Origin of the sequence: Streptomyces sp. PA03-1a, assembly GCF_033792805.1 — a bacterium.
GTDB lineage: Bacteria > Actinomycetota > Actinomycetes > Streptomycetales > Streptomycetaceae > Actinacidiphila.
On sequence record NZ_JARAVO010000007.1, the window covers coordinates 1 to 26,756 of the forward strand.

A 26,756-nucleotide genomic window follows, 5' to 3' on the forward strand; every position below is an offset into this window, starting at 1 on the left:
GGGCAGGGGTGCCGGCGCGGGGCTAGCGGAGCGAGCCGGCGGCCAGTCCGGTGCGCCAGAACCGCTGGAGGAGGATGAACACGACGATCACGGGCACGATCGAGACCAGCGAACCGGTGATCACCGACTCCTGCAGCAGCGGGGCGCGGGCGGTCTGGCCGTTCCACTGGTACAGGCCGAGCGTGATCGGGAAGAGCGACTCCTTCTGCAGCATCACCATGGGCAGGAAGAAGTTGTTCCAGATCGCGACGAACTGGAACAGGAAGATGGTCACCAGCGAGGGCGTCATCAGCTTGAACGCCACCGAGAAGAACGTCCGGAACTCCCCGGCCCCGTCGAGGCGCGCCGACTCCAGGATCTCCTGGGGGACGGCCGACGCGGCGAAGATCCGGGCCAGGTAGACGCCGAACGGGCTGACGATGCTGGGCAGGAACACCGCGAGGTAGGTGTTGACGAGCCCGGTCGCCGAGAACAGCAGGAACAGCGGCAGCGCGAGCGCGGTGGTCGGTACGAGGATCCCGCCGAGGATGACGGAGAAGAGGAACTCGCGGCCCCGGAAGGGGAACTTGGCGAGCGCGTAGCCGCACAGCGCCGAGATCAGGGTGCCGACCGCCGCGCCCAGCACCGCGTACAGCACGCTGTTCAGCGCCCAGCGCCCGAAGATGCCGTCGCTGCGGGTGAAGAGGGTGTCGAGGTTGGCGAAGAGGTCGAAGTGCGAGAACGCCAGGCCGTTGGTGGAGGCGAGGTCGCCCTGCGGCTTCGTCGCCGCCACGACCAGGAAGTAGACCGGCAGCAGGAAGTAGACCGCCAGCAGGAACATCAGGGCCGTGGCGGCCGTTCGGCTGACGCGGCTCTCGCGGATCGGGGTCTGGTCGCTCACAGTCCGGCCCTCTTCGAGGTCAGTCGCATGAACCCGAAGCTCAAGACGAAGGTGATCACGGCGATGACCACGGAGATCGCTGCCGCCTGCTGGTAGTTGTTCCCGGAGGCCACCGTGTACGCGAGCATGTTCGGGGTGAAGGTGCTCGGGATGTTCGAGGAGATCTGGCGCAGCACCGCCGGCTCGGCGTACAGCTGCAGCGTGCCGATGATGGAGAACACCGTGGTCAGGACGACCGATGGGGCGATGATCGGCACCTTGATCCGCCACGCGATGGCCCAGTTGCTGGCGCCGTCGAGCTTGGCGGCCTCGTAGAGCTCCTGCGGGATCGACTGCAGCGCGGAGAACATGATCAGCATGTTGTAGCCGGTCCACAGCCAGGTGGACACGTTCGCCGTCGACCACAGCACGGCCCCCGGACCGAGGAAGTCGGGCTGGAGGCCGACGCCCTTGAGCAGGTCGACGACGGGGCTGATCTGCGGCGAGTAGAGGTACGACCACATGATCGCGGCGATGACGCCGGGCACGGCGTACGGCATGAACGCCGAGATGCGGAAGAACGCCTTGAGCTTCAGCAGGGGGGTGTCGAGCAGCAGCGCCATGACCAGCGCAACGAAGAGCATCACCGGCACCTGCACGATGCCGAACAGCCCGATGCGGCCGATGCTGCCCCAGAACTCGGTGTTCTGGAAGACCTGCGTGTACTGCTCCAGACCGCCGAAGGTCGTGTACGACGTGCCGTACTGGCCGCCGGTGCGGCGCACGACGAGCAGGCTCTGCCAGAACGCGTAGCCGATCGGCACCAGGTAGAAGAGGACGAACGGCAGGAAGAACGGGGTCACGAACGCGGCGATGGTGCCCGCCCGGGGGCCGCCGCCGTTGTGGCGGCGACGGCGGCCCTCGGTGGTCGCCACCCCGCGCGTCGCGCGGGTTGCGAGGTCGGTCATGCGACGGTCACTTGCCCGCCGTGGCCGGGATCGCCTGGTCCTTCATGGACTTCAGCGCGGCGTCCTGGGCGGCCGTGAGGGCGCCGGCGACGGTGCCGTCACCGGCGGTCGCCTTGGCCATCGCGTCCTGGAGCGCCAGGTTGACCGTCTTCTGGGTCGGGCCCCAGGTGAAGTCGGTGTCGATGTTCTTGGACGACTCGGCGAAGACGTCGAAGATCTTCTCGTTGTCGTAGTAGGCCACGCCCTGGGAGAGCGCGGGGAGCGCCAGACCGGCGGTGGCCGCCGGGTAGAGGCCGCCCAGCTTGTTCTCCAGCGCGAGGGCCTCGGGGTCGGTGTTCAGCCAGGTGTTGAACTTGACCGACTCGTACGGGTGCTTGCCGCCCTTCATGAAGGCGACGGTGGAGCCGCCCCAGTCACCGGACGCGGCGCTCGAACCCCAGGTCGGCATGGGCACGATCGACCACTTGCCCGCCTGCTTGGGCAGGTTGTCGCGGAACATGCTGTAGCCCCAGGCGGCGCCGACGTAGGTGGCGATCTGGTCCTTCTGGTACGCCGTGTACATCTGCGTCGAGCCGTGGGCGAGGTCGGTCCGCACCAGCTTGGCGTCGATCAGCTTCTGCCAGTAGTCGGCGACCTGCTTGCTCTGCTCGGACTCGACCGCGACGTGCCACTTGTCGCCGGAGTAGGAGTACATCTCGGCGCTGTTCTGCCAGAGGAGCCCGTTGAACCACTCGGCGTTGTTCGGGTCGAAGAACGTCATGCTGAGGTTCGGGTCGGCCTTGTGCAGCTTCTGCGCCTCGGTCGCGTACTCGTCCCAGGTCTTGGGGATCTCCAGGCCGTGCTTCTTGAAGATGTCGCTGCGCACGTACAGGGCCATCGGGCCGGTGTCCTGCGGGATGGCGAACACCCCGGTGCCGCCGAAGCTGGCCTGCGACCAGGTCCAGGGCACGAACGCCGACTTGGCGTCGGTGGCCGCCTTGCAGGCGGAGGCGTCCGCGAAGGCGTCCTGGCTGCGCAGGTTGGGCAGTTCGTCGTAGCCGACCTGGGCGAGGTCCGGCGCCTTGCCCGCCTTGAGGGCGTTGCCGATGGTGCCGTACTGGTCGTTGGAGATGTTCTTCGTCTCCACCTGGATGTTCGGGTTCTTCTTGTTCCACAGCGCGACGACTTCGTCCATGCCGGGAACGGTGTTCCAGTACTGGAGGGTGACTTTGCCCTTCGCGGGCGCGCAGGCGTCTGCCGATGCGCTGTCACCCGAAGGGGCCGGCGATGAGCATCCGGCGAGTACGGCGATGCTGGCTGCCGCGGCGACGGCGGCGACGCGGATGCGCGTGACTGTGCTGCTCATGGTTTCCGTTCCGGAGGACGGCTGGCGTGGGCGCCAGCCGGGTCGACGTTGACACCTCAGGCGGGCCGTGCTGGAGAGAAGGGACAGGGGGAGCGACGGGTTCCGGTGCACGCACCGAGCGCCGTCGCAAGGTTGGGCAAAACCACGTGTTCCGGTCCCGTGAGCGTTCACGTGAGCGTTCACGTGAACGCTCACGGGGCCATTGAGAATTGTTCGGAAGTGTGCGCTCCGGTGCCGTCAAGTGTCAAGACTTTGCGGCGCACACGGGTCCGGCAGGTTAAGCGGAGCCGCTCAGCCGCAGTTCGGCGCGGACGACGAGGTCGTCGGCCCCGAGCGGCTCCAGCCCGGTCAGCAGCCGAGCGACCTGGTCGATGGCGAGCGCGCCGAGCCGGCGCGTGTCGAGCGCGACGCTGGACAGCGGGGGCTCCACGAGCGTGCCGAGCTGCAGTCCGTCGAAGCCGACCACGGCGAGGTCCTCGGGGACGGCCCTGCCGAGCCGGCGCGCCTCGCGCAGGGCGCCGATGGCGATGATGTCGTTGAAGGTGAAGACCGCGGTGACGTCGGGATGCGCGGCCAGCAGGTTCCTGAGCGCCGTCCCGCCGCCGTCGGCCGACTGGGCGGCCCCGACCACTCTGCCCGCGTCGATCCCGTGGGCCGCCGCGGCCGTGGCGAACCACTCGCGCCGGACGCTCGGCTCGGCGCGGCCGTCGTGGTCGAGCATGCCGATGTGCCGGTGGCCCGCGGCGACCAGGTGTGCGACCGCGGCGTTGACGCCCTCCTCGCCGTCGATGCGGATCGAGCTGAACCGCGCCGTGTGGTGCTCACGCCCGATGAGCACCACGGGCACTCCGCGGGTGAAGCGTTCGAGGTCGTGCTCGGAGCAGCTGAAGTAGCCGACGACCGCGTCCACTTGCGAGGCGATCACCTGCAGGGTGCCGAACTCCTCCTCGGCCCTGTCCCCGGTGTCGTAGACGACGACGTGCCAGCCGCGCGCCCGGGCCGCCTCCAGCGCGGCCGCGGCGACCTCGGTGAAGAACGGGTTGAGCAGGTCGGGGATGACCAGCCCGATCGTGGTGGTGTCCTGCCGGACCAGGCCGCGGGCGAAGCGGCTCGGCCGGTAACCGAGCTCGCGGGCGGCCTCCAGCACACGCTGCTTGGTGGTGCCGTCGATCTCGTCCTTGTCGTTGAGCGCCCGCGACACGGTCTGCCGGGACACCCCCGCGGACCGGGCGACGTCATGGATAGTGACCCTCCGGGATTCCGTCCCTGACGACGACACCATCGCGTACCTCCCGATCGTCGCGGGTGCCGGCGCGCCCGCAGGGCCTGAGTATGCACGTCCCCTACGGGGCGGCGCGAGATCAGGTCGCCGCACGGCTGCGGGGGTACGGGCCCGTCGGTGCGGCTCTGACCTCGGGAAAGAGGCGGGTTCAGGTTGCCGCGGTACGCAGCGCCGCGCTGAGCGCCCGGAGGTCGAGACCGGCGAGGTGGTCCAGGAAGTGGCGGCGCATGGAGGCCAGATGGGTCGGCCAGGCCTCCTCCAGGCGGGCCAGCCCGGCGTCGGTGAGGACGGCGTTCGAGCCCCGGGCGTCCCGCTCGCACCTGACCCGCCGGATGAACCCCTGGCCTTCCATCCGGCGGACCACGCCCGTCATGCCGCTGAGCGACATCTCGCAGGCGGCGGCGAGGTCGCTCATCCGCAACCGCCGCCCGGGCGCCTCCGAGAGGTTCATCATCGCCCGGTACTCGATGAGGGGGAGCCGCTGCTCGCGGGTCATGTCGGCGTCCAGAGCGCGGGGCAGGGCGTAGATGACACGGCTGAGGGACCGCATGAGGGCTTCTTCGTCCGGATTGAGGGGATCCAGCAGATCCGGTGCGGATTCCGGGCGGTGTGCGGCATCGTGCATGCCCCCCACTTTACTTGCTTCGCGAAGGATATATATTTGCTGCGCGAAGCAATTAACGCCGAGCCGTGCGGTGTGGCCACCCCTGCCCGCGCGACCGTACCGACCAAGCGGGTCATCCCGGAAAGAGACGCAACATGCCTCAGTCGCTGACGAACGCCCAGTCCACCGCAGGAATCCGCTACGCGGTGTCCGGCCAGGGCGGTGGCCGGCACCGGGGCCGGAGCGTCGACGGTGAGCCGTACGCGCGGGGGAGCAGTACGGCGCCCGGGAGCGGCCGTCACCGCAGGACCGTCCGCGCCCCGCAGGCCCGGCAGGCTGCCGAGGCTCCGGTGCGGGCGGCCGTCGGCGACGAGGACGGTTCCGCCGGGCGCGAGGCACGCTTCGAGCGTGACGTGCTGACCCTCCTCGACCCCGTGTACCGGGCCGCGTTGGGCGTCACGGGCGACCCGGCCGAGGCGGAGGGACTCGTCCTGGAGGTGTTCACCCGGGCGTACGCCGCGTTCCCGCGCCTCCTCGACGGCGTCGACCACCGGGCCTGGCTCTACGACCTCCTGGCCGCGGCGTTCGTCGGCCCTCATCCGGAGGTGTGCGTGCTGCCGCCGGAGTCCGGGATCCCGCAGGGGGTGCGGGGGTCCGCGCTGGACGAGTTCGTCCTGCTGTCCGAGGCGGACGTCCGGGCCGCCCTCCTCACGCTGCCGAGGGAGCAGCGGTTCGCCGTGTACCTCGCGGCCGTTGAAGGCTTCGCCTATCAGGAGATAGCAGACATCATGGATGTTTCTGCGGCAATTGCGGCGTACTGGCTGCACGACGCCCGGCTGCGGCTGTGGGCGGCCGAAGGCCCGCGCGTGGCGGCGTCCGAGCAGGAGTACGCCAGCGGCGACCTCGTCGGTGCCGGGCGGAGCGGATCCGCATGACACGCCGTCGCGTGGGGAGGCCGCGGGCAAGGGCCGGCGGGCCCTTGCGGCACCCATGCGCGGCGTGATCTTCGTCGCTCGTCACATTCCCGGGGCCCGCGCTGTCATGCCCGCGGGGAGGGAAACCTCCGTCACCTGCGGAAACACGTCCCCAGCAGCCGGGAATCCTTTGGGGCCCGCCGCGGTTGACGCGAGCGCAGAAAGAAGATGATCACAGTGAACCAAGAAGCAACCGCAACCGCGGAACCGTTGCAGCGACTGGCCGCCGAGGGAGTCTCGGTCTGGCTGGACGACCTGTCGCGCAGACGCATCGTCTCCGGCGACCTCGCCCGACTCGTCGCATCGGGACGTGTGGTGGGCGTCACCACGAATCCGTCCATCTTCCGGGCCGCCATCGGCTCGGGGGAGGACTACCGGGAAGAGCTCGCCGACCTGGCCGCGCGCGGCGTCACCCCGGACGAAGCCGTCCGCATGATGACCGCCGCCGACGTGCGTGCCGCGGCCGACCTCCTGCGACCCGTGTACGAGGCGACCGGCGGCCGGGACGGCCGGGTGTCGATCGAGGTCGACCCGCGCCTGGCCCACCGCACGCGGGCGACCGTCGCCGAGGCCCGGCAGCTCGCCTGGCTGGTCGACCGCCCCAACGTGATGGTCAAGATCCCGGCGACCGCGGCGGGCCTGCCCGCCATCACGGAGGTCACCGCCCTCGGCATCAGCGTGAACGTCACGCTGATCTTCTCGCCGGAGCGCCACCGCGAGGTCATGGAGGCCTACCTGGCCGGTCTGGAGAGGGCGCGTGCGGCCGGGATCGACCTGTCCACCGTCCACTCCGTCGCCTCCTTCTTCGTCTCCCGCGTCGACACGGAGGTCGACCGGCGGCTGACGGAGCTCGGCACGGACGAGGCGTCGGCCCTGAAGGGCAGGGCGGCGCTCGCCAACGCCCGGCTGGCGTACCGGGCGCAGCGGGAGTTCTTCGCCGGCGACCGCTGGGCCGCGCTCGCCGCGGCAGGTGCCCACGAGCAGCGGCCCCTGTGGGCCTCCACGGGTGTGAAGGACCCGGCGTACCGGGACACCCGCTACGTCGAGGAACTCGTCGCGCCCGGCACGGTCACCACCGTGCCGGAGGCGACGCTCGACGCCGTCGCCGACCACGGCCGCGTCGAGGGTGACACCGTCACCGGCCGCCACGACCGGGCCCGCGCCGACCTGACGGCCCTGGAACGACTGGGGATCCCCCTCGACGAGGTCGTCCGGCGGCTGGAGGACGAGGGCGTGGCGAAGTTCGAGGCGGCCTGGGCCGAACTGCTGCAGGCCATCGGAACAGCACTGAACGGCAAGGGAGCCGACGCGCGATGAGCAAGGACCCGACCGCACCCGCCACCACCCCGTGGCCCAACCCCCTGCGTGATCCGTCCGACCGGCGGCTGCCGCGCATCGCCGGCCCGTCCGGGCTGGTGATCTTCGGCGTGACGGGTGACCTGTCCCGCAAGAAGCTGATGCCGGCGGTGTACGACCTGGCCAACCGCGGGCTGCTGCCGCCGGGCTTCTCGCTCGTCGGCTTCGCCCGCCGCGACTGGGCGGACCAGGACTTCGCCCAGGTCGTGCACGACTCGGTGCGCGAGCACGCCCGGACGCCGTTCCGGGAGGAGGTCTGGCAGCAGCTCGCCGAGGGCATGCGCTTCATCCCCGGCGACTTCGACGACGACGTCGCGTTCAAGCAGCTCGCCGTCACCGTGGACGAGCTGGACGCCACCCGGGGGACCAGCGGCAACTACGCGTTCTACCTGTCCGTACCGCCGAAGTTCTTCCCCAAGGTCGTGCGGCAGCTGAAGAAGCACGGACTCACCGACGCCCCCGAGGGCTCCTGGCGACGCGCGGTCATCGAGAAGCCCTTCGGCCACGACCTGGCCAGCGCGCGGGAACTCAACGCGCTCGTCCACGAGGTGTTCGCCCCGGAGCAGGTCTTCCGGATCGACCACTACCTGGGCAAGGAGACGGTCCAGAACATCCTGGCGCTGCGGTTCGCCAACACGATGTTCGAGCCGCTGTGGAACCGTTCCTACGTCGACCACGTGCAGATCACGATGGCCGAGGACATCGGCATCGGCGGCCGCGCGGGCTACTACGACGGGATCGGCGCCGCGCGCGACGTCATCCAGAACCACCTGCTCCAACTCCTCGCGCTGACCGCCATGGAGGAGCCCGCCTCCTTCGACGCCGAGTCGCTCCTGTCCGAGAAGCTGAACGTGCTGCGCGCGGTACGGCTCCCCGGCGACCTGGGCGCGCACACGGTGCGCGGGCAGTACGCGCACGGCTGGCAGGGCGGGGAGGAGGTGGACGGTTACCTGGAGGAGGACGGCATCGACGCCGAGTCCAGGACCGACACCTACGCCGCGATCAAGCTGGAGATCGACAACCGTCGCTGGGCGGGCGTCCCCTTCTACCTCCGGGCCGGCAAGCGCCTGGGCCGCCGCGTCACCGAGATCGCGGTCGTCTTCCAGCGCGCCCCGCACTCCCCCTTCGGCCCGGAGGCGACGCAGGAACTCGGGCAGAACGCGATCGTCATCCGCGTCCAGCCCGACGAGGGCATCACCGTGCGCTTCGGCTCGAAGGTGCCCGGGACGTCGATGGAGATACGCGACGTGACGATGGACTTCGCCTACGGCGAGTCCTTCACCGAGTCCAGCCCCGAGGCGTACGAGCGGCTCATCCTCGACGTGCTGCTCGGTGACGCCAACCTCTTCCCCCGCCACCTGGAGGTCGAGGAGTCCTGGAAGATCCTCGACCCGGTCGAGCGGTACTGGGACACGCACGGACGGCCCGCGCAGTACACCGCGGGCAGTTGGGGCCCCGCGGAGGCCGACGAGATGCTCGCACGAGACGGACGGAGCTGGCGCAGGCCATGAGGATCGACCTGACCGACACCACGGCAAGCCACATCAACAAGGCCCTGGTGCAGGGCCGCCGCGCCATCGGCACCCCCGCCGTCGGCATGGTCCTGACCATGGTCATCGTGACCGACGAGGAGAACGCCCACGACGCCTTGAAGGCGGCGGAGCAGGCGGCGCAGGAGCACCCCTCGCGCACGCTCGTCGTCATCAAGCGGCCGTCGCGCACCAGCGGCCGGCGCACCCCCTCCCGCGTCGACGCCGAGGTCCGCGTCGGCTCCGACGCCGGATCCGGCGAGGCGGTGCTGCTGAGGCTGTTCGGTGAAGTGGCCGGGCACGCCGACTCCGTGGTCCTGCCGCTGCTGCTGCCCGACGCCCCCGTCGTCATCTGGTGGCCCGCGGACGCACCCGACGTACCGGCCAAGGACCCGCTCGGCGCCCTCGCCCAGCGCCGCATCACCGACGCCTACGCGGTCGACCGGCCGCTGGAGGCACTGGCGGCCCGGGCCGGTGCGTACGCGCCCGGCGACACCGACCTCGCGTGGACCCGGACGACGCCGTGGCGCTCCATGCTCGCCGCCGCGCTGGACCAGGCCCAGGCCCGGGTCACGTCCGCGGTCGTGGAGAGCGAGGCCGACAACCCCAGCGCCGAACTGCTGGCCCGCTGGTTCGCCGACCGGCTGCGCGTGCCCGTCGAACGGGTCGTCACCGACGGGCCCGTGGTGACCGCGGTCCGGCTGCGCACCCCGGACGGCGACGTCACCATCGACCGCCCCGAGGGCGCCGTGGCCCGGCTGTCCATCCCCGGACAGCCCACCCGCGCCCTGGCGCTGAAGGTGCGCACCACCGCCGAGCTCATCGCGGAGGAGCTCCGCCGTCTCGACCCGGACGAGGCCTACGCCGCCGCGCTGCGGGCCCAGGTCAAGGCGCCCCGCACGAAGGCCCTCCCGGCGAAGGCCGCCCCGGCCCGGGCGGCGAAGGCCGCCTCCACCAGGGCCCGTTCCGCGAAGGCCGCCCCGGTGCCGCCGCAGCGCGCGCACCAGCACGAGAACCAGGAGAAGGACGATGCCTGACACACCCGAGCCGAGCCACCGCCCGCAGTGGGCCGCACTGGCGGAGCACCGCGCCGCCACGCGGCCGGGACCGCACCTGCGCGAGCTGTTCGCGGCGGACCCCGCACGCGCGCGGCGCTACACGGTGGAGGTCGGCGACCTGCGCATCGACTACTCCAAGAACCTGGTCACGGACGAGACCCTCGCCCTGCTCCGCGACCTGGCCGCCGCCACCGGCGTGTTCGAGCTGCGCGACGCGATGTTCCGCGGCGAGAAGATCAACGTCACCGAGGGCAGGGCCGTCCTCCACACCGCCCTGCGCGCGCCGCGGGACGCCGTCGTCGAGGTGGACGGCGAGAACGTCGTGCCGCGGGTCCACGCGGTGCTCGACAAGATGTCCGCCTTCGCCGACCGGGTGCGCTCCGGTGGGTGGACCGGCCACACCGGCAAGCGGATCAGGAACGTCGTCAACATCGGCATCGGCGGCTCCGACCTCGGCCCCGCCATGGCGTACGAGGCGCTGCGGCCGTTCACCGACCGCTCGCTGACGTTCCGTTTCGTCTCCAACGTCGACGGCGCGGACCTCCACGAGGCCCTGCAGGGACTCGACCCGGCCGAGACCCTGTTCGTCGTCGCGTCCAAGACCTTCACCACCATCGAGACGATCACCAACGCCACCTCCGCGCGCAGCTGGCTGCTGGCCGGGCTCGACGGGGAGGAGAAGGCCGTCGCCCGGCACTTCGTCGCCCTGTCGACCAACACCGGCAAGGTCGCGGAGTTCGGCATCGACCCGGAGAACATGTTCGAGTTCTGGGACTGGGTGGGCGGCCGCTACTCCTTCGACTCGGCGATCGGCCTCTCCCTGATGATCGCCATCGGCCCGGGACGGTTCCGTGAGATGCTCGACGGCTTCCACACCGTCGACGAGCACTTCCGCACCGCACCCGCGGAGGCCAACGCGCCGCTGATCCTCGGACTGCTCGGCGTCTGGTACGGCAACTTCTTCGACGCCCAGTCGCACGCCGTCCTGCCGTACTCCCACTACCTCTCCAAGTTCACCGCCTACCTGCAGCAACTGGACATGGAGTCCAACGGCAAGTCCGTGGACCGCGACGGGCACCCCGTGGCATGGCAGACCGGCCCCGTCGTGTGGGGCACGCCCGGCACCAACGGCCAGCACGCGTACTACCAGCTCATCCACCAGGGCACGAAGCTGATACCGGCGGACCTCATCGGCTTCGCCCGCCCGGCCGGCGAGCTGTCCGCGGAACTCACCGCCCAGCACGACCTGTTGATGGCCAACCTGTTCGCGCAGGGTCAGGCGCTCGCCTTCGGCAAGACCGCCGACGAGGTCCGCGCCGAGGGCGTGCCAGAGGAGCAGGTCCCGCACCGGACCTTCCGCGGCGACCACCCGACCACCACCGTCCTGGCGACCGAACTGACCCCCGCGGTCCTGGGCCAGCTCATCGCGCTCTACGAGCACAAGGTCTTCGTCCAGGGCGCCCTGTGGAACATCGACTCCTTCGACCAGTGGGGCGTCGAGCTCGGCAAGGTCCTCGCCAAGCGCGTCGAACCCGCCCTGACCGGCGAAGCCGACGTGCCCGGACTCGACCCCTCCACCGCGGCCCTGGTGGCCGCGTACCGCTCCCTGCGGGGCAACTGACCCGGGGGAACTCCCACGGCGGCGCCGCCCGGCCACGGGTGCGCGCCGCCCGCCGACCACACCTGCGACACACAGAAGGAGCACCTGACATGCAACTCGGACTCGTCGGCCTCGGCAAGATGGGCGGCAACATGCGCGAGCGGATCCGCCGCGCCGGCCACACCGTCGTCGGCTACGACCGGGACCCCGACCTGGCCGACGTCGGCAGCCTCACCGAACTGGTCGACAAGCTCGACGCACCCCGCGTGGTGTGGGTGATGGTGCCGGCCGGCGCCCCGACCCAGTCCGTGGTCGACGAGCTCGGCGGCCTCCTGGAGCCGGGCGACATCGTCGTCGACGGCGGCAACTCCCGCTGGACGGACGACGAGAAGCACGCCGAGGAGCTGGCCGCCAAGGGCATCGGCTTCGTGGACGCCGGTGTCTCCGGAGGCGTCTGGGGCCTGAAGAACGGCTACGCCCTCATGGTCGGCGGCCAGGCGGAGCACGTGGAGAAGGTGCAGCCGGTCTTCGACGCCCTCAAGCCCGCGGGCGACTTCGGCTTCGTCCACGCGGGCGCGGTCGGCGCCGGCCACTTCGCGAAGATGGTCCACAACGGCATCGAGTACGCCATGATGCAGGCCTACGCCGAGGGCTGGGAGCTGCTGGAGAAGGTCGACTCGGTCACCGACGTGCGCGAGGTGTTCCGCTCCTGGCAGGAGGGCACCGTCATCCGTTCCTGGCTGCTGGACCTGGCCGTGGGCGCCCTCGACGAGGACGAGCACCTCGGCGGACTCAGGGGGTACGCGGAGGACTCCGGCGAGGGCCGCTGGACCGTCGAGGCGGCCATCGACAACGCCGTGCCGCTGCCCGCGATCACCGCGTCGCTCTTCGCGCGCTTCGCGTCCCGCCAGGACGACTCCCCGCAGATGAAGATGATCGCCGCGCTCCGCAACCAGTTCGGCGGCCACGCCGTCACCACCGCGGACGACAAGGCCTAGCCACCGCCGGAGCCCGCGCCCGCCGGCGCGGGCTCCGTACCGCCTCACCCGCACCACCCTCCTCCTCCGTGCCGAAAGTGGATGAACGACCATGGGCGACCTGCTCCTGCTCCGCCACGGCGAAACCGCGTGGACCCTGTCCCGACAGCACACCAGCCACACCGACCTGCCCCTGACACCGCACGGCGAGGGGGAGGCGGCCCGCGTCGCCCACCTGCTCCGCGGGCACGACATCGCCCTCGCCCTGAGCAGCCCCCTGCGCCGCGCCGTACGCACCGCCGAACTGGCCGGGGTGCCCGGTGCCGAGATCGACCCGGACCTGAGCGAATGGGACTACGGGGGCTACGAGGGCGTCACCACCGCCGAGATCCACCGCACCCGTCCGACCTGGAACCTGTGGGCCGACGGCGTGGCCCCCGGCCCCGCTGATCATCCGGGGGAGGGCCCCGAGGACGTCGGCCGCCGCGCCGACCGCGTGCTCGCGCGCGTCGAGCCGCTGCTGCGCGACCCCGCCGCGGGCGACGTGCTGCTCGTCGCGCACGGCCACATCCTGCGCGTCCTCACCGCCCGTCGCCTCGGCCTGCCGCCGTCGGCCGGATCGCTGTTCGCCCTGGACACCGGCACCGTCAGCCGGCTCGGCACCGAGCACGACCGCCCCGTCATCAAGGCCTGGAACACCACGGGCGCCCCGGCGACCGGCGCGCACTCCCCGTCCGGCGTGATCCCCCCGCAGCGGCGCCCCGAGCACGACTCGTCCCCGGGCCGGTGAGGGGGCGTCGCCCCGTCGGGAACTTCCTCCCCCGCCTTCGCCGTCTTCCGGGGCGGAGGAGCCCCGCCGGTCCTGCGTCTGCCCTACCGTGAAGCCCGTGAAGGTCCTCATCGTCGGCGGCAGCGGGTTCCTTGGCAGGGAACTCGTACGACAGGCCGCGGCCGCGGGTCTCGAGACGGCCGCGACGTACCGCTCCCGGCACCCCGGCGGGGTCCCCGGTGTCCCGTGGCACCACCTCGACCTCCGTGCCCCGGGGCACCTCGGCGAGGTACTGGCCGAGGTCGCCCCCGACACCGTCGTCAACGCCAGCAGCGGGTACAGCGACTGGGAGGTCACCGCCGACGGTTCGGTCCGCGTGGCCCTGGCCGCCGCGGAACACGGCTGCCGCCTGGTCCACGTCTCCAGTGACGCCGTCTTCTCCGGGGGCCGGGTCCACTACGACGAGACCTGCCTGCCCGATCCCATCAGCCCGTACGGCGCGGCGAAGGCCGCCGCCGAGACCGCGGTGCGGCTCCTGGCGCCGGCCGCCGTGGTCGCGCGTACCTCGTTGATCATCGGCGACGGCGGATCCGCGCACGAGCGCCTGGTCCACGACCTGGCCGCAGGCGTACGCGACGGCGTCCTGTTCACCGACGACGTCCGCTGCCCGGTGCACGTCGAGGACCTCGCCTCCGCTCTGTGGGAACTCGCGGTGTCCGACGCCTCGGGCGTGTTCCACCTCGCCGGGACGGACGCCCTCAACCGCTACGAACTGGGCGGGCTCATCGCCCGCCGCGACGGACTCGACGCCACCGCGCTGCGCGCCGGACGCCGCATCGACGGCCCCGTGCCCGGCCCCCTCGACGTCCGCCTCGACAGCAGCGCCACCCAGCGGCGCATACGGACCCGTCTGCGCGGAGCCCGGGAGTTCCTCCACCCCCGGTAGGACGCGGGCCCGACTGCCCATCGGATGGAACCGGGAGGCGCGCGGGCCGTGTCGCCGGGGACACCGGCCGCCCAGGGGTCAAGCTGATGTGCCAGTGATCCCGGCACACGAAAGGGCGCGCCATGGAGGGCATCGCGGACATGGGGGGCACGCGGGGATGGGGGCCCGTCCGGCCGCCGAGACCCGGCGAACCGGTCTTCGCCGAGCCCTGGCAGGGCCGGGCGTTCGCGCTGGCGATCCTCTCCACCCAGGTGTCCGGGTACAACGTGGACGCCTTCCGGCACGCCACGGAACGTCTGGACCGGGCCGCCTACCTGGACGACGGCTACTTCGGCCGGTGGCTGAACGCCGCGGAACTGATGCTCACCGAGAGCGCCGTCCTGGCGCCCACCGCGGTCGAGGCCCGCGCCCGCAACCTGCGCGGCGCCGGCGTCGAGGAGCCACCGGTCCCCGAACCGGCCCGCCCCGACTACGCTCCCACCGCCCCGGGCTCGCTCCGTACCGTGGACACCCCGCCGGCCTTCGCCGTCGGCGAGCGGGTCCGCGCGAAGGACATGTCCCCGCCCGGGCACACGCGGCTGCCGGGCTACCTGCGCGGACACCCCGGCGTCGTCGACCTCGTGCAGCCCGCCGCGCTGCTGCCGGACACCCATGCGCACTTCCTGGGCGAGAACCCGCAGCACGTCTACTCGGTCCGGTTCGACTCCCGCGAGCTGTGGGGTGCCGGCGCCGAGCCCTTCTCCGTCACCGCCGAGCTGTACGAGAGCTACCTGGAGACCCCCTGATGACCTCCACCAGCGGACCGGGCGACCACCTCCCCCCGGCCCTGCGGACCGAGGCGCTCGAGCAACTGCTCACCGAGCGCGGCCTGATCGACCCGGCGGCGATGGACACGATCATCGCCACCTACGAGACCCAGGTGGGCCCGCTCAACGGCGCCAAGGTCGTCGCCAAGGCGTGGACCGACCCGCAGTACAAGCGCCGGCTGCTCCAGGACGGCACCGCGGCCATCGCGGAACTGGGCTTCGCCGGGCGGCAGGGTGAGCACATCGTCGTCGTGGAGAACACCCCCACGACCCACAACGTGGTGGTCTGCACGCTGTGCTCGTGCTACCCGTGGCCGGTTCTCGGCCTGCCGCCGAGCTGGTACAAGGATCCTGCCTACCGTGCGCGCGTGGTGAGGGAACCGCGCACGGTGCTCTCCGAGATGGGACTCGACCTCGCCGACGACGTGCGGATCACCGTCCGGGACTCCACCAGCGAGGTGCGCTGGCTGGTGCTGCCCGAACGCCCCGCCGGCACCGAGCACCTGACGGAGGAGGAACTCGTGCCGCTGGTGACCCGGGACGCCATGGTCGGCGTGGCGAAGGTGACGGCGCCGTGACCGTGCCCCTGGACGTCGACGGTCCGGCCGCGCCGCCCCGTTCCAACGGCGAGCTGGTCTTCACCGAGCCGTGGGAGAGCCGCGCCTTCGGCATGGCCGTCGGCCTCCACGAAGCGGGTGCCTTCGCCTGGCCCCGGTTCCAGGCCGCGCTGATCGCGCGCATCCGGGCCTGGGAGAGCGCGCCGCACGCGGACGGTGCCTGGAACTACTACCGGCTCTGGCTGGCCGCGCTGGAGGACGTGCTCACCGAACAGGACGTGGTCCGTGCGGGCGAGGTCACCGCGCGCGCCCGGACCCTGGCCGGCCGGCCCGCGGGCCACGACCACGGCGACCACCACCACGACGACCACGCACATCGGCACTGACCGCAGGCACCGCTCCCGGCCCGGTCCGTCAGCCGTGCGGGATGGGCAGGTCCAGGGAGATGGTCTTGCCGCGGCCGTTGGGCGAGGCGTTCCACTGCCCGGCCAGGGCCTCGACGATGAGCAGACCCCTGCCGTGCTCGGCCTCGGCGTTCTCCTCCTCGTCCAGGGCCAGCGGCGAGGGGACGGGCGGGTTGCTGTCGGAGTCCCGCACCTCCAGCCGGACGTGGTCGCCGAAGGCCCGCAGCCGGACGTCGACGTCGCTGCCCGCGTGGATGAGGGCGTTGGTCACGATCTCCGAGGTGATCAGCTGGAGGGTGTCCGACACGACCGGCAGCGACCACGCGTGCAGTTGCTCGTCGACGAACTCCCGGGCCGCCTTGACCCCGTGCAGATCGCGCCGCTGCACGTGCAGGCTCGCGGTCAGTGGCGCCCCCTTGCCCGCGGCGCCTTCGTACCGGGCCAGGAGCAGCACCGCGTCGTCCCGGCGCCACCGGGGGCCGGAGACCTCGGCGACCATGCGGTCGGCGACCTGTTCCAGGTCGGCCCCGGACTCCCGGACCCCCGCACGGAGCAGGGTCCGCGCGCACGCGCCGTGGTCCCCGGTGAGGGAGTCGGTCAGGCCGTTGGAGTAGAGCATCAGCACGGACCCTGGGGACAGCGTGTGCTCACAACCGCGGTAAGGGTGCTGCGTGGTGACGCCCAGGGGGAGGTTCGCGGGCGCGTCGAGGACGTCCACGCTTCCGTCGGGCCGCCGTACGACCGGCGCCGGATGCCCGGCGAGAGCCACTTCTGCCATACCGTCAGCGGTGTCCAGGGCGACCACGCAACAGGTCACGAGCTGCTCCGTGCCGAGTTCGGCGAGCAGCCGGCCCGTCCGGTCGATCACCGCGGCGGGGCAGTGGCCTTCGGTCGCGTACGAGGTCAGCGCGGTGCGCACCTGGCCCATGACGGCGGCGCTGTCCAGGTCGTGGCCTTCCACGTCACCGACGGCGAGCACCATCCGGTCGTCCGACACCTTGATCACGTCGTACCAGTCGCCGCCCGCCTGGCAGGTGGTCGTGGCGGGCCGGTAGCGCGCGGTGGTGGCCAGCCCCGGCAGCTCGGACAGGACGGGCGGCAGGAGCCTGCGCTGCAGGTGTTCCGCGATCTCGCGCTGCCGGGTGCCCAGTTCGACGCGTTCCACCGTCGCCCCCAGCATGCCGGCCATCATGCCGAGCACCGTCCGTTCCTCGGGCGGGAACGCGCGGGCCCCCTCGAACTCCAGGCAGCACACCCCGACGATGCGCGGGTTCATCAGGGACACCTCGGCGACGCTCCTGCTCCCGACGACGAGCGGCAGGTAGGCCTCGGCCCGCGGCCCGGCGTCGTGCCGGTCCGGGTCCGTGTCCGGTGGTGCGCCCTCGGACAGGAACAGTGCGTGCCCGCGTACCGCCTCCACCGCGGGAGTGCTCGCGCCGAGTCTGGCGCCGTGGACGGTGCGGACCAGGGCGGAGGACGGTCCGCTGTGTCCCAGGACCCACAGCCGGCCCGCACTCACCGAGGCCAGCACCACGGCTCCGGCGCCGAAGGGGGACATGATGCAGTCCCGGGCCGCCGCGACGACGTGGTCCACCGTCGTGGCCTGGTTGAGGCGCTCGGCGAAATGACGCAGGGGGTACATCAGGCTGGCTCCGGACGAGCCGGGGACGCCGCGCACCCCCCAGCCCGGGGTGTGGATGCTCGCGTGGAACACCGGTACGAGGGCGGGTGCGGGGCCGCTCACGACGGCAACGCCGTGACGCACGAGTTCGGCGAGGGCGGTGGCCAGCGCGTCCGCGATCTCCTGCAGCACCGTGTGGTCGGCGGGGCCGTAGTCGCCGTGGCTCTCGAGGCGCAGCACGGTGAGCGCGCCGAAGCGGTGCCCGCCGGCGGTGGCCGGGGACGCCAGGGCCGCGTAAGGATAGGGCAGTGCGAAGCGCTGGTCCGGGTCGGCCGGGTCGGGATCGGGCAGCACCGCCGTCGCGCCCGTGGTGACGGCGCGGGTCGAAGCGCGGGGCATGTCCATGGGCATCCGGCAGGGGATCGTGAACATGGAGGGCGGGCTGCCGGCGATCATCGCCGCTCGCAGTTCGGCGCCGCTCCCGTCCAGCAGATAGACCGCCGCGGCGACGGCGTCCATCCGGAACAGGGCCTCACGGAGGGTGCCGTGCAGGACCTCCTCGAGACCCGTGCCCTCGATCCGTGCGGGCCCGCCTTCGCGGCGGTGTTCTCCGACTGCGCTGTTGCTCGTCATCGAACGGCTCCTCCTCGCGAGTATAGGTGCGCGGGTGGCCGGTCGCTCAGGGGCGAAGACCTCGCTTGCCGCTCGGCAGATAGGAGCATATGCTCGTAATAGTGCGGGTGGGGGTGCGCGCCCTGCGGCACCTCGGACGCCACGGGAGTCCGTGGCCACACCCGTCACCCGGAACTCAGCCAACCCAGAAGGAGACCGACCGATGGCTGCCGGCAATCTTGTCCTCGTCACCGGGGTCGGCGGCGTGGGCCGTGCCGTCCTCGAACTCCTGCGTGAGCAGGACGTACCGGTGCGCGCGATGGTCCGCCACGACGACGAGCGGGCGGACGCGCTGCGCGCGCTCGGCGCGGAGGTCGTCACCGGCGATCTGACCCGGCCCGAGACCGTGGCGGCGGCACTGGAGGGTGCGCGGCGGATGTACTTCGCGATGCCCGTCTCGACCGATCACCTGCTCGCGGCGACCGTGGTGGCGAGCGTCGCCCGCGCGTACGGGCGGCTGGACGCGCTGGTGGGCATGTCGCAGATGACGGTGTCGCAGATGACCGCGACCAGCACGGGGGAGTCCCACCAACAGCGGCTGCACTGGCTGGCGGAGCAGGTGCTGAACTGGTCGGGCCTGCCGGTGGTCCACGTCCGCCCGACGTCCTTCCTGGACAATCCGCTGTTCACCGCACTGGCGGCACGGTCGATCCGGGAGACCGGGACGATCGCGCTGCCGTTCGGCACCGGGCGTACCTCTCCGGTGGCCGTGGAGGACGTCGCCCGGGTCGTCGCCACGGTCCTGCGTGACCCGGTCCCGCACGTCGGCCGGGTCCTGGAACTGACCGGTCCGCGCACGCTCGACATGGCCGAGATGGCCGAGGAGTTCTCCCGGGCGCTGGGACGTGAGGTGTCCTACGTCGACGTGCCGCCGGAGCGGTGGCGGGACGAGGTGCTCAGCCGGGCCGGTCTGCCGCCGCACGTCGAGGCCCACATCGCCACCATGGGCCGGCTGCACCGGGAGAACCGCTACGACCGGGCGTCCGACGACGTCGAGCGTGTGACGGGCGTGCCCGCCCGGACCGTCGAGCAGTTCGTCGCCGCCCGCCGGGACTTCTACCTGGGCTGAGCCCGCGCGGGGCCGCTCCGGCATCCCGCGGGGATGCCGGAGCGGGGTCCGCCGTGCGTCCGCGGGCCCGTGTTGCCGCCGCCGGTTTGATGACGAATCAAGCTACTTGCACGTACAAGTAATCCAATGTTCTACTTGTTTGACCGAGCAAGTAGTGCGCGGGGGCTCAGCGCGGGCTGGGGGGGAATGCCCGGGTACGAGTGCCGCACCGAGGTGGCGAACCCACCGGGAGGATGCGCGCTCCGGGAACGCCGGACCGACAGGACCCTCGTCGGGACCGGCCGGCAGGCCGACGTGCCTGCCCTGACGCGGGATGACGGTGGCCGACAGGCCTGACGGCATCCGTCCGCGCCCGATTTTCCCCAGGCCGCAGGTCGACCGCTCGGCATCGCCGTCCTGAGGCGCGCGGAACGACGCTCCCCGGACCCAGGGGAGCGCATGTGCGTCCCTTCGAAGCTCCGCCTCCCGCGCTCGTACCACCCAGAACAGGATGAACACTTACATGTCAACGACCAGCAGGCGGACCGTCCTCGGCATGGCCGGGGTCACCGCGGCGGCCGTCGCCGTCGCCGGCACCGGAGTCCTCGGCTCCGCCGGCGTCTTCCAGGGCACGGCGGAGGCGGCCGACGCGCTGCACGGCGTGAACGAGCCCACGTTCACGACGTTGAAACCGTTCCGGGACGCGCTTCGCGTCCCGCCGACGCTGCGCCCCAAGAGCCATGGGATCACGGAGATCGACATGGTCCGGTCCTCGGTCCGGCTGCACTCCCAGATGCCGCCGACCCGGCTGTGGACCTACGCCGGCCACTTCCCCGGCCCGACCATCGAGGTCCGCAGCGGGGAGCGGGTACGCATCGCCTGGAACAACAAGCTCAAGGGCCGCACGCCGGTCAAGGCGGTGTGGGTGAACCCCGAGGGGCCCGGCCCCGGCCTGCTGCCCTACAACCGGCCCGGTGCCGAGGGTGCCGCCGCCCGTCCCGAGGTCGAGCGGCTCACCGCCTGGACCACCGTCCACGTGCACGGCGGCCACCAGAACGCCCTGAGCGACGGCGCCGCGGAGTTCGGAGTCACCTCCGGTAACGGGCAGTTGGGGGAGTACGCCAACGACCAGGCGGCGACCCACCTCTTCTACCACGACCACGCCATGTCGGTGACCTCGCTCAACGTCCAGGCCGGTCTGGTCGGCAACTACGTGGTGCGCGACGCGGAGGAGGACCGGCTCGGACTGCCCCGCGGCGAGCACGAGATCCCGCTGACGATCCAGGACGTCAACTTCGACACCGACGCCCAGGGCCGGCTCACCGGCCAGGTCCTCGCCAAGCGGATCCTGGGCGGCGGCGCGATGCCGATGCCGGGAACCATCCCGCCCGCCCTGGCGAGCCTGAACCCGTTCACCATGGTCAACGGCGTGGTGTGGCCGTACCTGGACGTGCAGGCCCGCGCCTACCGCTTCCGTCTGGTGAACGTCTCCACCACCCGCGTCTACCGCCTGGTCGTCGTCGACGAGGAGACCGGCAGGGTCGTGCGCGGCGCCATGAAGCTCATCGGCACCGACATGGGGCTGCTCGGCAAGCCGCAGACCATCGACGAGGCGATCTCCCTCTCGCCCGCCGAGCGCGCCGACGTCGTCGTCGACTTCGCGGCCTTCCCCGGGAGGAAGCTCAAGCTCGTCAACACGATCCCGGGCCAGACCGCCGGAGCGGCCCTGCCGGACTTCGTGATCCCGTTCCCCGAGGTCATGCAGTTCCGCGTCGAGAAGAAGCGACGCGCGCTGCACCCGCTTCCGACAACGTTGTCGAAGTCGTTCCGCAAGCTCACCCTCGCCGACGTGCCCAAGGACGCCACCGAGCGCTTCGTCCTGCTCGGCTTCGACAAGACCGGCGCCATGCCCCAGATCTGGGAGATGGAGCAGGTCCCGGCCGACACGGCGCCGGGCACCGGCATCGTGAGGGTCGACATGCCGGGCGGCACCGTCACGCTGCGCCGAACGGGCACCATGTTCGAGGACACCACCACCTTCTTCGCCGCCTCCGGCACCTGGGAGAAGTGGCACTTCATCAGCGCCGCCCCCGAGGGCGTGCCCATCTACCACCCGATGCACATCCACCTGATGAACTTCCAGGTCGTCGACCGGCGGGCCGTCGACTCCTCCGGTGTGGACTTCGCCACGGCGCAGACCAGGAAGCCCATCACGGTCGGCGCTCCGGTCCCGGTCGCCCCGGAGGAGTCCGGCTGGAAGGACACCATCACCGTCAACGCCAACACCCTCGTCACCGTGGCGGGACGTCTCGCCGACCAGACCGGCAAGGTCATGTACCACTGCCACCTCCTCGACCACGAGGACGAGGGCATGATGCGGCCCTTCGTCGTCATGCCGTCGCCGGTCCACGACATCCACCGGATGCTGATGGACATGGGCCGGGGAATGGACGCGCACGACATGAAGCACATGAAGATGTAGCCCCCACCGCCCGGGCGTCCGGGCCCGGAGCGGTCCCGTCTCGGGCGGGACCGCTCCGGGCGGACCCGGACCCCGGGCCTACAGGTCCAGCAGGGCCTGCTCGACGGCCTCGGTCAGCGCGGGGTGGATGTACAGCACCTCCCGGCCGACCTGGTCGGCCGTCTGCCCCAGTGCCATGGCCTGGATCAGCGGCTGGATGAGCGTCGCGGCCTGGGGACCGATGATGTGCGCGCCCAGGATCGTCCGGTCGTGGGGGTCCGCCAGGACCTTCACGAAACTGGTGGTGTCCTCCAGGGCCCATCCGTAGGCGGTGTCCGCGTAGTCGCGGACGCTCACCAGGTACGCGACGCCGTGGCGGCGCGCCTCCTGCTCGGTGAGTCCGACGCTCGCGATCTGCGGGCTGGTGAAGACCGCGTGCGGAGCGAGTTTGTTGGACAGGGTGTGCAGGTCGTCCGGGTGGAGCAGGTTGTGCCGTACGACACGGGACTCGGCGTTGGCCATGTGCTTGAGCTGGAAGTGGTTCACCGCGTCGCCGAGGGCCCAGACCCCCGGTACGGACGTGCGGTAGGTGTCGTCGGTCACGATGTGCCCGTGCCCGTCGAGTTCCAGCCCGCCGGCGGCCGCGTCCAGCCGGTCGGTGTTGGGCCGGCGGCCGGTGCAGACCAGCAGCATCTCTGCCTGGACGACCTGCTCGCCCTCGGCGCAGGTCACACTCACCTCGACACCGTCGGCGCGACGTTCGACGGCGGTGACGGTGGCGCCGAGGATGACCTGGTGCCGACGGGAGACGAGCTCGGTGAAGCGCTCGGACACCTGCTCGTCCTCGGCCATCAGCAGGCGCGGCCCCCGCTGGATGATCGTGACGTCCGACCCGAACGCGCCGAAGACGTGGCCGAACTCGGCCGCGATGAACCCGCCGCCGATGACGGCCAGCGAAGCGGGCGCGTCCTCGATCCGCATGATCGTGTCGGAGGTGTGGAACGGCACGGTGTCCAGTCCGGGGACGTCCGGCACGTCGGGCCGTGAGCCGACCGCGACGACGATGGTGTCGGCGGTGATCCGCTCCTCGCCCACCTGCAGCACTTTCGGCCCGACGAAGCGGGCCTCCCCGGTGTACACGTCGATGCCGTGGTCCCGTCGGTAGTCCACCGCGCTGTCGTGGAGCGGGTCGATCCGGTGGAACACCCGGTCGCGGACGGTCTTCCAGTCCACCGGTTCGACGGTGGCGTGGACCCCGAGGCGCGCGGCCGCCCGTGCGCCCTCGGCCGCGTCGGCGGCGACGACGAACATCTTGCTGGGGATGCAGCCCCGGTTCAGGCACGTACCGCCGAAGCGGCCCGGTTCGACGATGGCGCAGCGCAGGTGCGCGAACTCGTCCCCGATCAGCATGTTGCCGCTGCCCGCGCCGAGGACCACAAGATCGTAGTGCGCCATGTCCGCCCGCCTTCCGCCGGTCAGCAGATGTCCGGACGTCCTGGCTGCGGGGCGGGCCCCCCGCGGGACGGCCCGCCCGTTTTGTGCCTGTTCGGTCCTTCGAGGTTCATATCACGGGCACGGGGCGCCGGGGGTGCACCAACGGTGCGACACAGCCGGAGGTCAGCCCGCCGTTCCGGCGGCCTGCTCCTTCCTGCGCTGCCGGTAGGCCCGCATGGACGCGCGGGAACCGCACCTCGGGCCGCAGTAGCCGGCCGAGCTGTTGCGCGTCCGGTCGAAGAAGCAGAAGTGGCACGGCTCGTGGCGGCATGCCCGCAGCCTGTCCCACACGCCCGCGTGCGCGAGTTCGGTGACGCTCGCCAGTACGGTCCCGAACAGCCCGGGGATGCCGCTCTGCGTGCTCGCCAAACGGGCTCCCTCGGCGGTGACGACCGTGGCCAGGGGGTAGCGGGCGGCGACGCCGCGAAGGTGCTCCTCCGCCCGGGCGAGTGCCTCGGGTGTGGTGTTCTTGTCGCCCGCGTGCGCCAGCAGCACGGTGATCAGGGCGTCGCGCAGTTCGCGTGCGGCGGCCGCGTCGGCCTCGGTGACGTGGGTGGACCCCGTGCCCAGGTCGTGCTCCAGCAGCCATGCGTGCATGCTGCGGGCGTCCGTGAAGCGCTCCGGGAGCTGCCTCGGCCCCGAAGCGTGCGTGTTGAGGAACCGTAGGAGCGCGTCGACGGCTGCGGGCTGGGTCAGCGGACTGCGCTCGGTCGTGGGCGTCGGCATCGTGCGGGCCTCCCTTTCCGGGCCAGTCTAGATCACTCCCCGTTGTGGGTGAAACCGAGACGGTGGTCATTCTCTTCCCGTGTGGTGGAGTCCGGTGAGGAGCAGTGGGGTCGCGGTGAGGTGTGTCACGCTCGCCCCATTTCGTGAGGATGCGCGTTGCGAGTTGCGACCTAATGGCCTACGGTCATCACCACGAAGACAGGCTGAGCCGCTCCAGTAGTTGCGGTTCGAAGCCTTCGGCGACCCGGCCGGGGATCCGGCGTGTGGCGCCGGTGTGGCTCCGCCGTCCTCGTCCCCCGGAAAACGGTGACCGCCGGCGTGCGGCGCACCGTCGTCTACGAAGGAAGACCCCCATGTACACGAAGCTGGAACTCGTCGTGCTGCCCGTGACCGATGTCGACCGGGCCAAGGCGTTCTACGAGGCGCTGGGATTCCGCCTGGATCTGGACAAGGCCGTCAGTGAGGACTGGCGCGCGGTGCACTTCACCCCGCCGGGCTCGGAGTGCTCGGTGATGTTCGGTCAGGGGCTCACCTCCGCCGAGCCGGGCTCGGCCCAGGGGCTGTACCTGGCCGTCCTCGACATCGAGGAGGCCCGTGCGGAGCTGGTCGCCCGGGGCATCGAGGTGAGCGAGGTGTTCCACGACGCCGGCGGGCTGCTGTTCCACGGCCACGAGGGTGGGGAGATCACCCACCGGCAGGAGGGCCAGGGGCGGCTCGCGGGCCTGCAGCCCGACCGTGCCTCGTACGGCTCGTTCGCCACCTTCAGCGACCCGGACGGCAACGGCTGGGTGCTCCAGGAGATCAAGCAGCGGTTCCCCGGCCGCTGACCCACCCCCTCACCGCAGGGCGTACGGAGCCGTACGGACGCGGCCCCTCCTGCACCCCAATACGTGCATATGCTCGTTCCTAGTGGAAGGAAACCCCGTGAACATGCCCCCCGTGGAGCCGTCCGAGCAGGACGGCCCCGGCGCGAGGCCGGTGTCGCACCGTGCCCCGCGCGGACTGTCACGACGCGCCTTCGTCGGCGGCGCGGCCGCCTCCGCCGTCACCGTCGCCGGCATCTCGCTGGCGGGCGGGTTGCCGTCGGCCTCCGCGACCCCGCCCCTGCGCACGCCGCACGGGTTCGGCTCGGTCTCCTCGGCGCCCCGGCTGCCGGCCGGGTTCACCAAGACCTTCAGCAGCCGCTTCGTGCGGGCCGGCGGGCTGCGCCAGCACGTGGTGACCGGAGGCGACGGGCCGCCGTTGCTCCTGGTGCACGGCTGGCCGCAGAACTGGTACGCGTGGCGCATGCTGATGCCGGAACTGGCCCGGCACCACACCGTCATCGCCGTCGACCAGCGCGGCATGGGCCTCACCGACAAGCCGATGGGCGGGTACGACACCCGCTCCCTGGCGGGCGACCTGGTCGCCCTGATGGACGCCCTGGGCCACGAGCGGTTCGCGGTCGTCGGCCACGACACCGGAATGATCATCAGCTACGCGCTGGCGGCCGACCACCCGGAGCGCGTAGCCCGAGTGGCCCTCGCCGAGGTCCCCGGACCCCCGCGGAAGTCCGCCTCACCGATCCTCTTCGTGGACGAGCGGGACAACGACAGGCTCTGGCACATCCCGTTCAACCGGGTCGACCACGAGCTGACCGAACGGCTGGTCAGGGGGCGTGAAGCGGACTTCTTCGGCTACGAGTTCGACATCCAGGGCGGGGAGAAGCTGCCCCGGTACGCGCGCGAGTACTACGTCCGCCTCTTCTCCGACCCCGCGACGCTGCGCGGCAGTTTCGGGTTCTACCGCGCGTGGGACGGCACCACCGGTCAGAACGAGGACCGCGCGCGAAAGAAGCTGACGATGCCGGTCCTGGCGATCGGCGGATCCGAGAGCTGGGGCGGTGCCGTCGCGGGCGCGATGGAGCCCCTGGCGGAGGACGTACGGGGCGTGGTCCTCCGCGGCGCCGGTCACTGGGTCGCCGAGCAGGCACCCGAGGAGATGCTGGCGGAACTCGGCACGTTCCTCGCCCCGTACCGCCGCGCCGCCGGCGCCTCGCGGTAACCCCCGGCCGGGTCCGTCCCGGCGAACCCCATCCACAGACGGGAGGCACGGTGTTCTCCGACATCGGCCCGCTGGAGGTCCTGACGCTGCTCGTGGTGGCGGTCGTCCTCGTCGGACCCGACAGGCTCCCCGGGCTGGTCTCCGACACCGTGCGTGCCCTGCGCGGGCTCCGTGAGCTCGCGCAGGGCGCCCGGGCGGGCCTCCGGGACGAACTCCCGCCCGAACTGCGGGACCTGGACCTCACGGACCTCGACCCGCGCGATCCGCCCGCCGGCGGCCACCGGCCGTGACGGGGCCATCCGGCGGCACCCGGATCCGCGTGCGGCACCTCGTCACCTCGGCACCTCAGAAGGGAAACAACCATGTTCGGAAGGCTCGGAGCACCCGAGATCCTGCTCATCCTCGTCGTCGTCCTCCTCCTCTTCGGGGCCAAACGGCTTCCCGACATGGCCCGTTCCTTCGGGCAGTCGCTCCGGATCCTCAGGAGCGAGACCAAGGCCATGCGGGAGGACGGCTCCGACGAACCCACGGGTGCCGTGCGGACCGCGGCCCTCGGGCCCGGGTCCGCGACCGGTGAGCCCGGGGACGCGACCCCGCACACGGCGCCCGAGGCCACCGCGGCGGGCGCCCCCCACCGGCGCTGAAGCGCCCCGGACG

25 protein-coding genes are annotated in these 26,756 nt (G+C 71.6%); 17 read left to right on the forward strand and 8 right to left on the reverse strand.

What is annotated here, in order from left to right; genetic code table 11:
- Nucleotides 1-22: 22 nt before the first annotated feature.
- From PV341_RS02650 to PV341_RS02670, 5 genes are all read right to left on the reverse strand, one after another.
- On the reverse strand, nucleotides 23-820 hold the full coding sequence (locus PV341_RS02650) for a carbohydrate ABC transporter permease (protein ID WP_499517036.1): 798 nt from the start codon (nucleotides 818-820) through the stop codon (nucleotides 23-25).
- Nucleotides 821-876: 56 nt separating this feature from the next.
- Entirely contained in the window at nucleotides 877-1,827 is a 951-nt protein-coding gene (locus PV341_RS02655) for a carbohydrate ABC transporter permease (RefSeq protein ID WP_500356566.1), read from the reverse strand.
- Between the two features lie 7 nt (nucleotides 1,828-1,834).
- Nucleotides 1,835-3,172, reverse strand: a complete 1,338-nt coding sequence (locus PV341_RS02660) for an ABC transporter substrate-binding protein (RefSeq protein ID WP_500323632.1) — start codon at nucleotides 3,170-3,172, stop codon at nucleotides 1,835-1,837.
- A gap of 277 nt (nucleotides 3,173-3,449) precedes the next feature.
- Nucleotides 3,450-4,454, reverse strand: coding sequence for a LacI family DNA-binding transcriptional regulator (locus PV341_RS02665; protein ID WP_500356568.1), 1,005 nt, complete (start codon nucleotides 4,452-4,454; stop codon nucleotides 3,450-3,452).
- A gap of 148 nt (nucleotides 4,455-4,602) precedes the next feature.
- Entirely contained in the window at nucleotides 4,603-5,079 is a 477-nt protein-coding gene (locus PV341_RS02670) for a MarR family winged helix-turn-helix transcriptional regulator (protein WP_500323634.1), read from the reverse strand.
- A 134-nt stretch (nucleotides 5,080-5,213) separates the two neighbouring features.
- On the opposite strand from PV341_RS02670, the gene PV341_RS02675 reads away from it, so the two are divergent.
- From PV341_RS02675 to PV341_RS02725, 11 genes are all read left to right on the forward strand, one after another.
- On the forward strand, nucleotides 5,214-5,993 hold the full coding sequence (locus tag PV341_RS02675) for a sigma factor-like helix-turn-helix DNA-binding protein (protein WP_500323635.1): 780 nt from the start codon (nucleotides 5,214-5,216) through the stop codon (nucleotides 5,991-5,993).
- A gap of 207 nt (nucleotides 5,994-6,200) precedes the next feature.
- On the forward strand, nucleotides 6,201-7,349 hold the full coding sequence (gene tal / locus PV341_RS02680) for a transaldolase (RefSeq protein WP_500323636.1): 1,149 nt from the start codon (nucleotides 6,201-6,203) through the stop codon (nucleotides 7,347-7,349).
- Nucleotides 7,346-8,899, forward strand: a complete 1,554-nt coding sequence (gene zwf, locus PV341_RS02685) for a glucose-6-phosphate dehydrogenase (RefSeq protein ID WP_500323637.1) — start codon at nucleotides 7,346-7,348, stop codon at nucleotides 8,897-8,899. Before tal ends, zwf begins: the two co-directional genes overlap by 4 nt.
- The gene (gene opcA, locus PV341_RS02690) at nucleotides 8,896-9,954 is read left to right on the forward strand and encodes a glucose-6-phosphate dehydrogenase assembly protein OpcA (RefSeq protein WP_500323638.1); all 1,059 of its coding nucleotides are present in this window, start codon (nucleotides 8,896-8,898) and stop codon (nucleotides 9,952-9,954) included. Before zwf ends, opcA begins: the two co-directional genes overlap by 4 nt.
- Nucleotides 9,947-11,596, forward strand: coding sequence for a glucose-6-phosphate isomerase (gene pgi, locus PV341_RS02695; protein WP_500323639.1), 1,650 nt, complete (start codon nucleotides 9,947-9,949; stop codon nucleotides 11,594-11,596). Before opcA ends, pgi begins: the two co-directional genes overlap by 8 nt.
- 89 nt (nucleotides 11,597-11,685) lie before the next feature.
- A complete protein-coding gene (gene gnd / locus PV341_RS02700; RefSeq protein ID WP_500356570.1) occupies nucleotides 11,686-12,573 on the forward strand; it encodes a phosphogluconate dehydrogenase (NAD(+)-dependent, decarboxylating) in 888 nt (295 codons plus the stop codon).
- 91 nt (nucleotides 12,574-12,664) lie between these two features.
- Nucleotides 12,665-13,342 carry a histidine phosphatase family protein gene (locus tag PV341_RS02705; RefSeq protein WP_500323641.1) on the forward strand — a complete coding sequence of 226 codons (678 nt, stop codon included), beginning with the start codon at nucleotides 12,665-12,667 and terminating at the stop codon, nucleotides 13,340-13,342.
- Nucleotides 13,343-13,439: 97 nt separating this feature from the next.
- Complete coding sequence (locus PV341_RS02710; protein ID WP_500323714.1) at nucleotides 13,440-14,267, forward strand: SDR family oxidoreductase; 828 nt, start codon at nucleotides 13,440-13,442, stop codon at nucleotides 14,265-14,267.
- A 122-nt stretch (nucleotides 14,268-14,389) separates the two neighbouring features.
- Nucleotides 14,390-15,052 carry a nitrile hydratase subunit beta gene (gene nthB / locus PV341_RS02715; protein ID WP_500323643.1) on the forward strand — a complete coding sequence of 221 codons (663 nt, stop codon included), beginning with the start codon at nucleotides 14,390-14,392 and terminating at the stop codon, nucleotides 15,050-15,052.
- Entirely contained in the window at nucleotides 15,052-15,651 is a 600-nt protein-coding gene (nthA, locus tag PV341_RS02720; RefSeq protein WP_500323645.1) for a nitrile hydratase subunit alpha, read from the forward strand. Before nthB ends, nthA begins: the two co-directional genes overlap by 1 nt.
- Nucleotides 15,648-16,016 (forward strand): nitrile hydratase accessory protein, encoded by a 369-nt coding sequence (locus tag PV341_RS02725; RefSeq protein WP_500356572.1) that lies wholly within the window; start codon nucleotides 15,648-15,650, stop codon nucleotides 16,014-16,016. The genes nthA and PV341_RS02725 overlap by 4 nt, the downstream gene beginning before the upstream one ends.
- Nucleotides 16,017-16,044: 28 nt before the next feature.
- Here the strand turns inward: PV341_RS02725 and PV341_RS02730 are convergent, their stop codons facing one another.
- On the reverse strand, nucleotides 16,045-18,288 hold the full coding sequence (locus PV341_RS02730; protein WP_500356573.1) for a SpoIIE family protein phosphatase: 2,244 nt from the start codon (nucleotides 18,286-18,288) through the stop codon (nucleotides 16,045-16,047).
- Nucleotides 18,289-18,490: 202 nt separating this feature from the next.
- Here PV341_RS02730 and PV341_RS02735 point away from each other — a divergent pair, with 202 nt between their 5' ends.
- On the forward strand, nucleotides 18,491-19,396 hold the full coding sequence (locus tag PV341_RS02735) for an NmrA family NAD(P)-binding protein (protein ID WP_500323650.1): 906 nt from the start codon (nucleotides 18,491-18,493) through the stop codon (nucleotides 19,394-19,396).
- 502 nt (nucleotides 19,397-19,898) lie between these two features.
- The gene (locus PV341_RS02740; RefSeq protein WP_500323652.1) at nucleotides 19,899-21,857 is read left to right on the forward strand and encodes a multicopper oxidase family protein; all 1,959 of its coding nucleotides are present in this window, start codon (nucleotides 19,899-19,901) and stop codon (nucleotides 21,855-21,857) included.
- 78 nt (nucleotides 21,858-21,935) lie between these two features.
- On the opposite strand, the gene PV341_RS02745 is transcribed toward PV341_RS02740, so the two are convergent.
- Nucleotides 21,936-23,291: a mycothione reductase gene (locus PV341_RS02745; protein ID WP_500323653.1), complete on the reverse strand. Its 1,356-nt coding sequence runs from the start codon at nucleotides 23,289-23,291 to the stop codon at nucleotides 21,936-21,938.
- 162 nt (nucleotides 23,292-23,453) lie between these two features.
- The gene (locus PV341_RS02750; RefSeq protein WP_500356575.1) at nucleotides 23,454-24,056 is read right to left on the reverse strand and encodes a CGNR zinc finger domain-containing protein; all 603 of its coding nucleotides are present in this window, start codon (nucleotides 24,054-24,056) and stop codon (nucleotides 23,454-23,456) included.
- Nucleotides 24,057-24,409: 353 nt separating this feature from the next.
- Between PV341_RS02750 and PV341_RS02755 the strand changes: the two genes are divergently transcribed.
- From PV341_RS02755 to tatA, 4 genes are all read left to right on the forward strand, one after another.
- Nucleotides 24,410-24,883, forward strand: a complete 474-nt coding sequence (locus PV341_RS02755; RefSeq protein WP_500323656.1) for a VOC family protein — start codon at nucleotides 24,410-24,412, stop codon at nucleotides 24,881-24,883.
- 103 nt (nucleotides 24,884-24,986) lie between these two features.
- A complete protein-coding gene (locus PV341_RS02760) occupies nucleotides 24,987-26,099 on the forward strand; it encodes an alpha/beta fold hydrolase (protein WP_500323715.1) in 1,113 nt (370 codons plus the stop codon).
- A 50-nt stretch (nucleotides 26,100-26,149) separates the two neighbouring features.
- Nucleotides 26,150-26,389: a twin-arginine translocase TatA/TatE family subunit gene (locus PV341_RS02765; protein WP_499516191.1), complete on the forward strand. Its 240-nt coding sequence runs from the start codon at nucleotides 26,150-26,152 to the stop codon at nucleotides 26,387-26,389.
- Between the two features lie 72 nt (nucleotides 26,390-26,461).
- The gene (tatA, locus tag PV341_RS02770; protein WP_500323657.1) at nucleotides 26,462-26,743 is read left to right on the forward strand and encodes a Sec-independent protein translocase subunit TatA; all 282 of its coding nucleotides are present in this window, start codon (nucleotides 26,462-26,464) and stop codon (nucleotides 26,741-26,743) included.
- Nucleotides 26,744-26,756: the final 13 nt, after the last annotated feature.

What these genes read in the sequence shown, in the direction of transcription:
- PV341_RS02650 (WP_499517036.1), bottom strand. Translation starts at nt 820, where the DNA reads ATGTTCCTGCTGGCGGTCTACTTCCTGCTGCCGGTCTACTTCCTGGTC.
- PV341_RS02655 (WP_500356566.1), bottom strand. Translation starts at nt 1,827, where the DNA reads ATGACCGACCTCGCAACCCGCGCGACGCGCGGGGTGGCGACCACCGAG.
- PV341_RS02660 (WP_500323632.1), bottom strand. Translation starts at nt 3,172, where the DNA reads ATGAGCAGCACAGTCACGCGCATCCGCGTCGCCGCCGTCGCCGCGGCA.
- PV341_RS02665 (WP_500356568.1), bottom strand. Translation starts at nt 4,454, where the DNA reads ATGGTGTCGTCGTCAGGGACGGAATCCCGGAGGGTCACTATCCATGAC.
- PV341_RS02670 (WP_500323634.1), bottom strand. Translation starts at nt 5,079, where the DNA reads ATGCACGATGCCGCACACCGCCCGGAATCCGCACCGGATCTGCTGGAT.
- PV341_RS02675 (WP_500323635.1), top strand. Translation starts at nt 5,214, where the DNA reads ATGCCTCAGTCGCTGACGAACGCCCAGTCCACCGCAGGAATCCGCTAC.
- tal (WP_500323636.1), top strand. Translation starts at nt 6,201, where the DNA reads ATGATCACAGTGAACCAAGAAGCAACCGCAACCGCGGAACCGTTGCAG.
- zwf (WP_500323637.1), top strand. Translation starts at nt 7,346, where the DNA reads ATGAGCAAGGACCCGACCGCACCCGCCACCACCCCGTGGCCCAACCCC.
- opcA (WP_500323638.1), top strand. Translation starts at nt 8,896, where the DNA reads ATGAGGATCGACCTGACCGACACCACGGCAAGCCACATCAACAAGGCC.
- pgi (WP_500323639.1), top strand. Translation starts at nt 9,947, where the DNA reads ATGCCTGACACACCCGAGCCGAGCCACCGCCCGCAGTGGGCCGCACTG.
- gnd (WP_500356570.1), top strand. Translation starts at nt 11,686, where the DNA reads ATGCAACTCGGACTCGTCGGCCTCGGCAAGATGGGCGGCAACATGCGC.
- PV341_RS02705 (WP_500323641.1), top strand. Translation starts at nt 12,665, where the DNA reads ATGGGCGACCTGCTCCTGCTCCGCCACGGCGAAACCGCGTGGACCCTG.
- nthB (WP_500323643.1), top strand. Translation starts at nt 14,390, where the DNA reads ATGGAGGGCATCGCGGACATGGGGGGCACGCGGGGATGGGGGCCCGTC.
- nthA (WP_500323645.1), top strand. Translation starts at nt 15,052, where the DNA reads ATGACCTCCACCAGCGGACCGGGCGACCACCTCCCCCCGGCCCTGCGG.
- PV341_RS02730 (WP_500356573.1), bottom strand. Translation starts at nt 18,288, where the DNA reads ATGACGAGCAACAGCGCAGTCGGAGAACACCGCCGCGAAGGCGGGCCC.
- PV341_RS02735 (WP_500323650.1), top strand. Translation starts at nt 18,491, where the DNA reads ATGGCTGCCGGCAATCTTGTCCTCGTCACCGGGGTCGGCGGCGTGGGC.
- PV341_RS02740 (WP_500323652.1), top strand. Translation starts at nt 19,899, where the DNA reads ATGTCAACGACCAGCAGGCGGACCGTCCTCGGCATGGCCGGGGTCACC.
- PV341_RS02745 (WP_500323653.1), bottom strand. Translation starts at nt 23,291, where the DNA reads ATGGCGCACTACGATCTTGTGGTCCTCGGCGCGGGCAGCGGCAACATG.
- PV341_RS02750 (WP_500356575.1), bottom strand. Translation starts at nt 24,056, where the DNA reads ATGCCGACGCCCACGACCGAGCGCAGTCCGCTGACCCAGCCCGCAGCC.
- PV341_RS02755 (WP_500323656.1), top strand. Translation starts at nt 24,410, where the DNA reads ATGTACACGAAGCTGGAACTCGTCGTGCTGCCCGTGACCGATGTCGAC.
- PV341_RS02760 (WP_500323715.1), top strand. Translation starts at nt 24,987, where the DNA reads ATGCCCCCCGTGGAGCCGTCCGAGCAGGACGGCCCCGGCGCGAGGCCG.
- tatA (WP_500323657.1), top strand. Translation starts at nt 26,462, where the DNA reads ATGTTCGGAAGGCTCGGAGCACCCGAGATCCTGCTCATCCTCGTCGTC.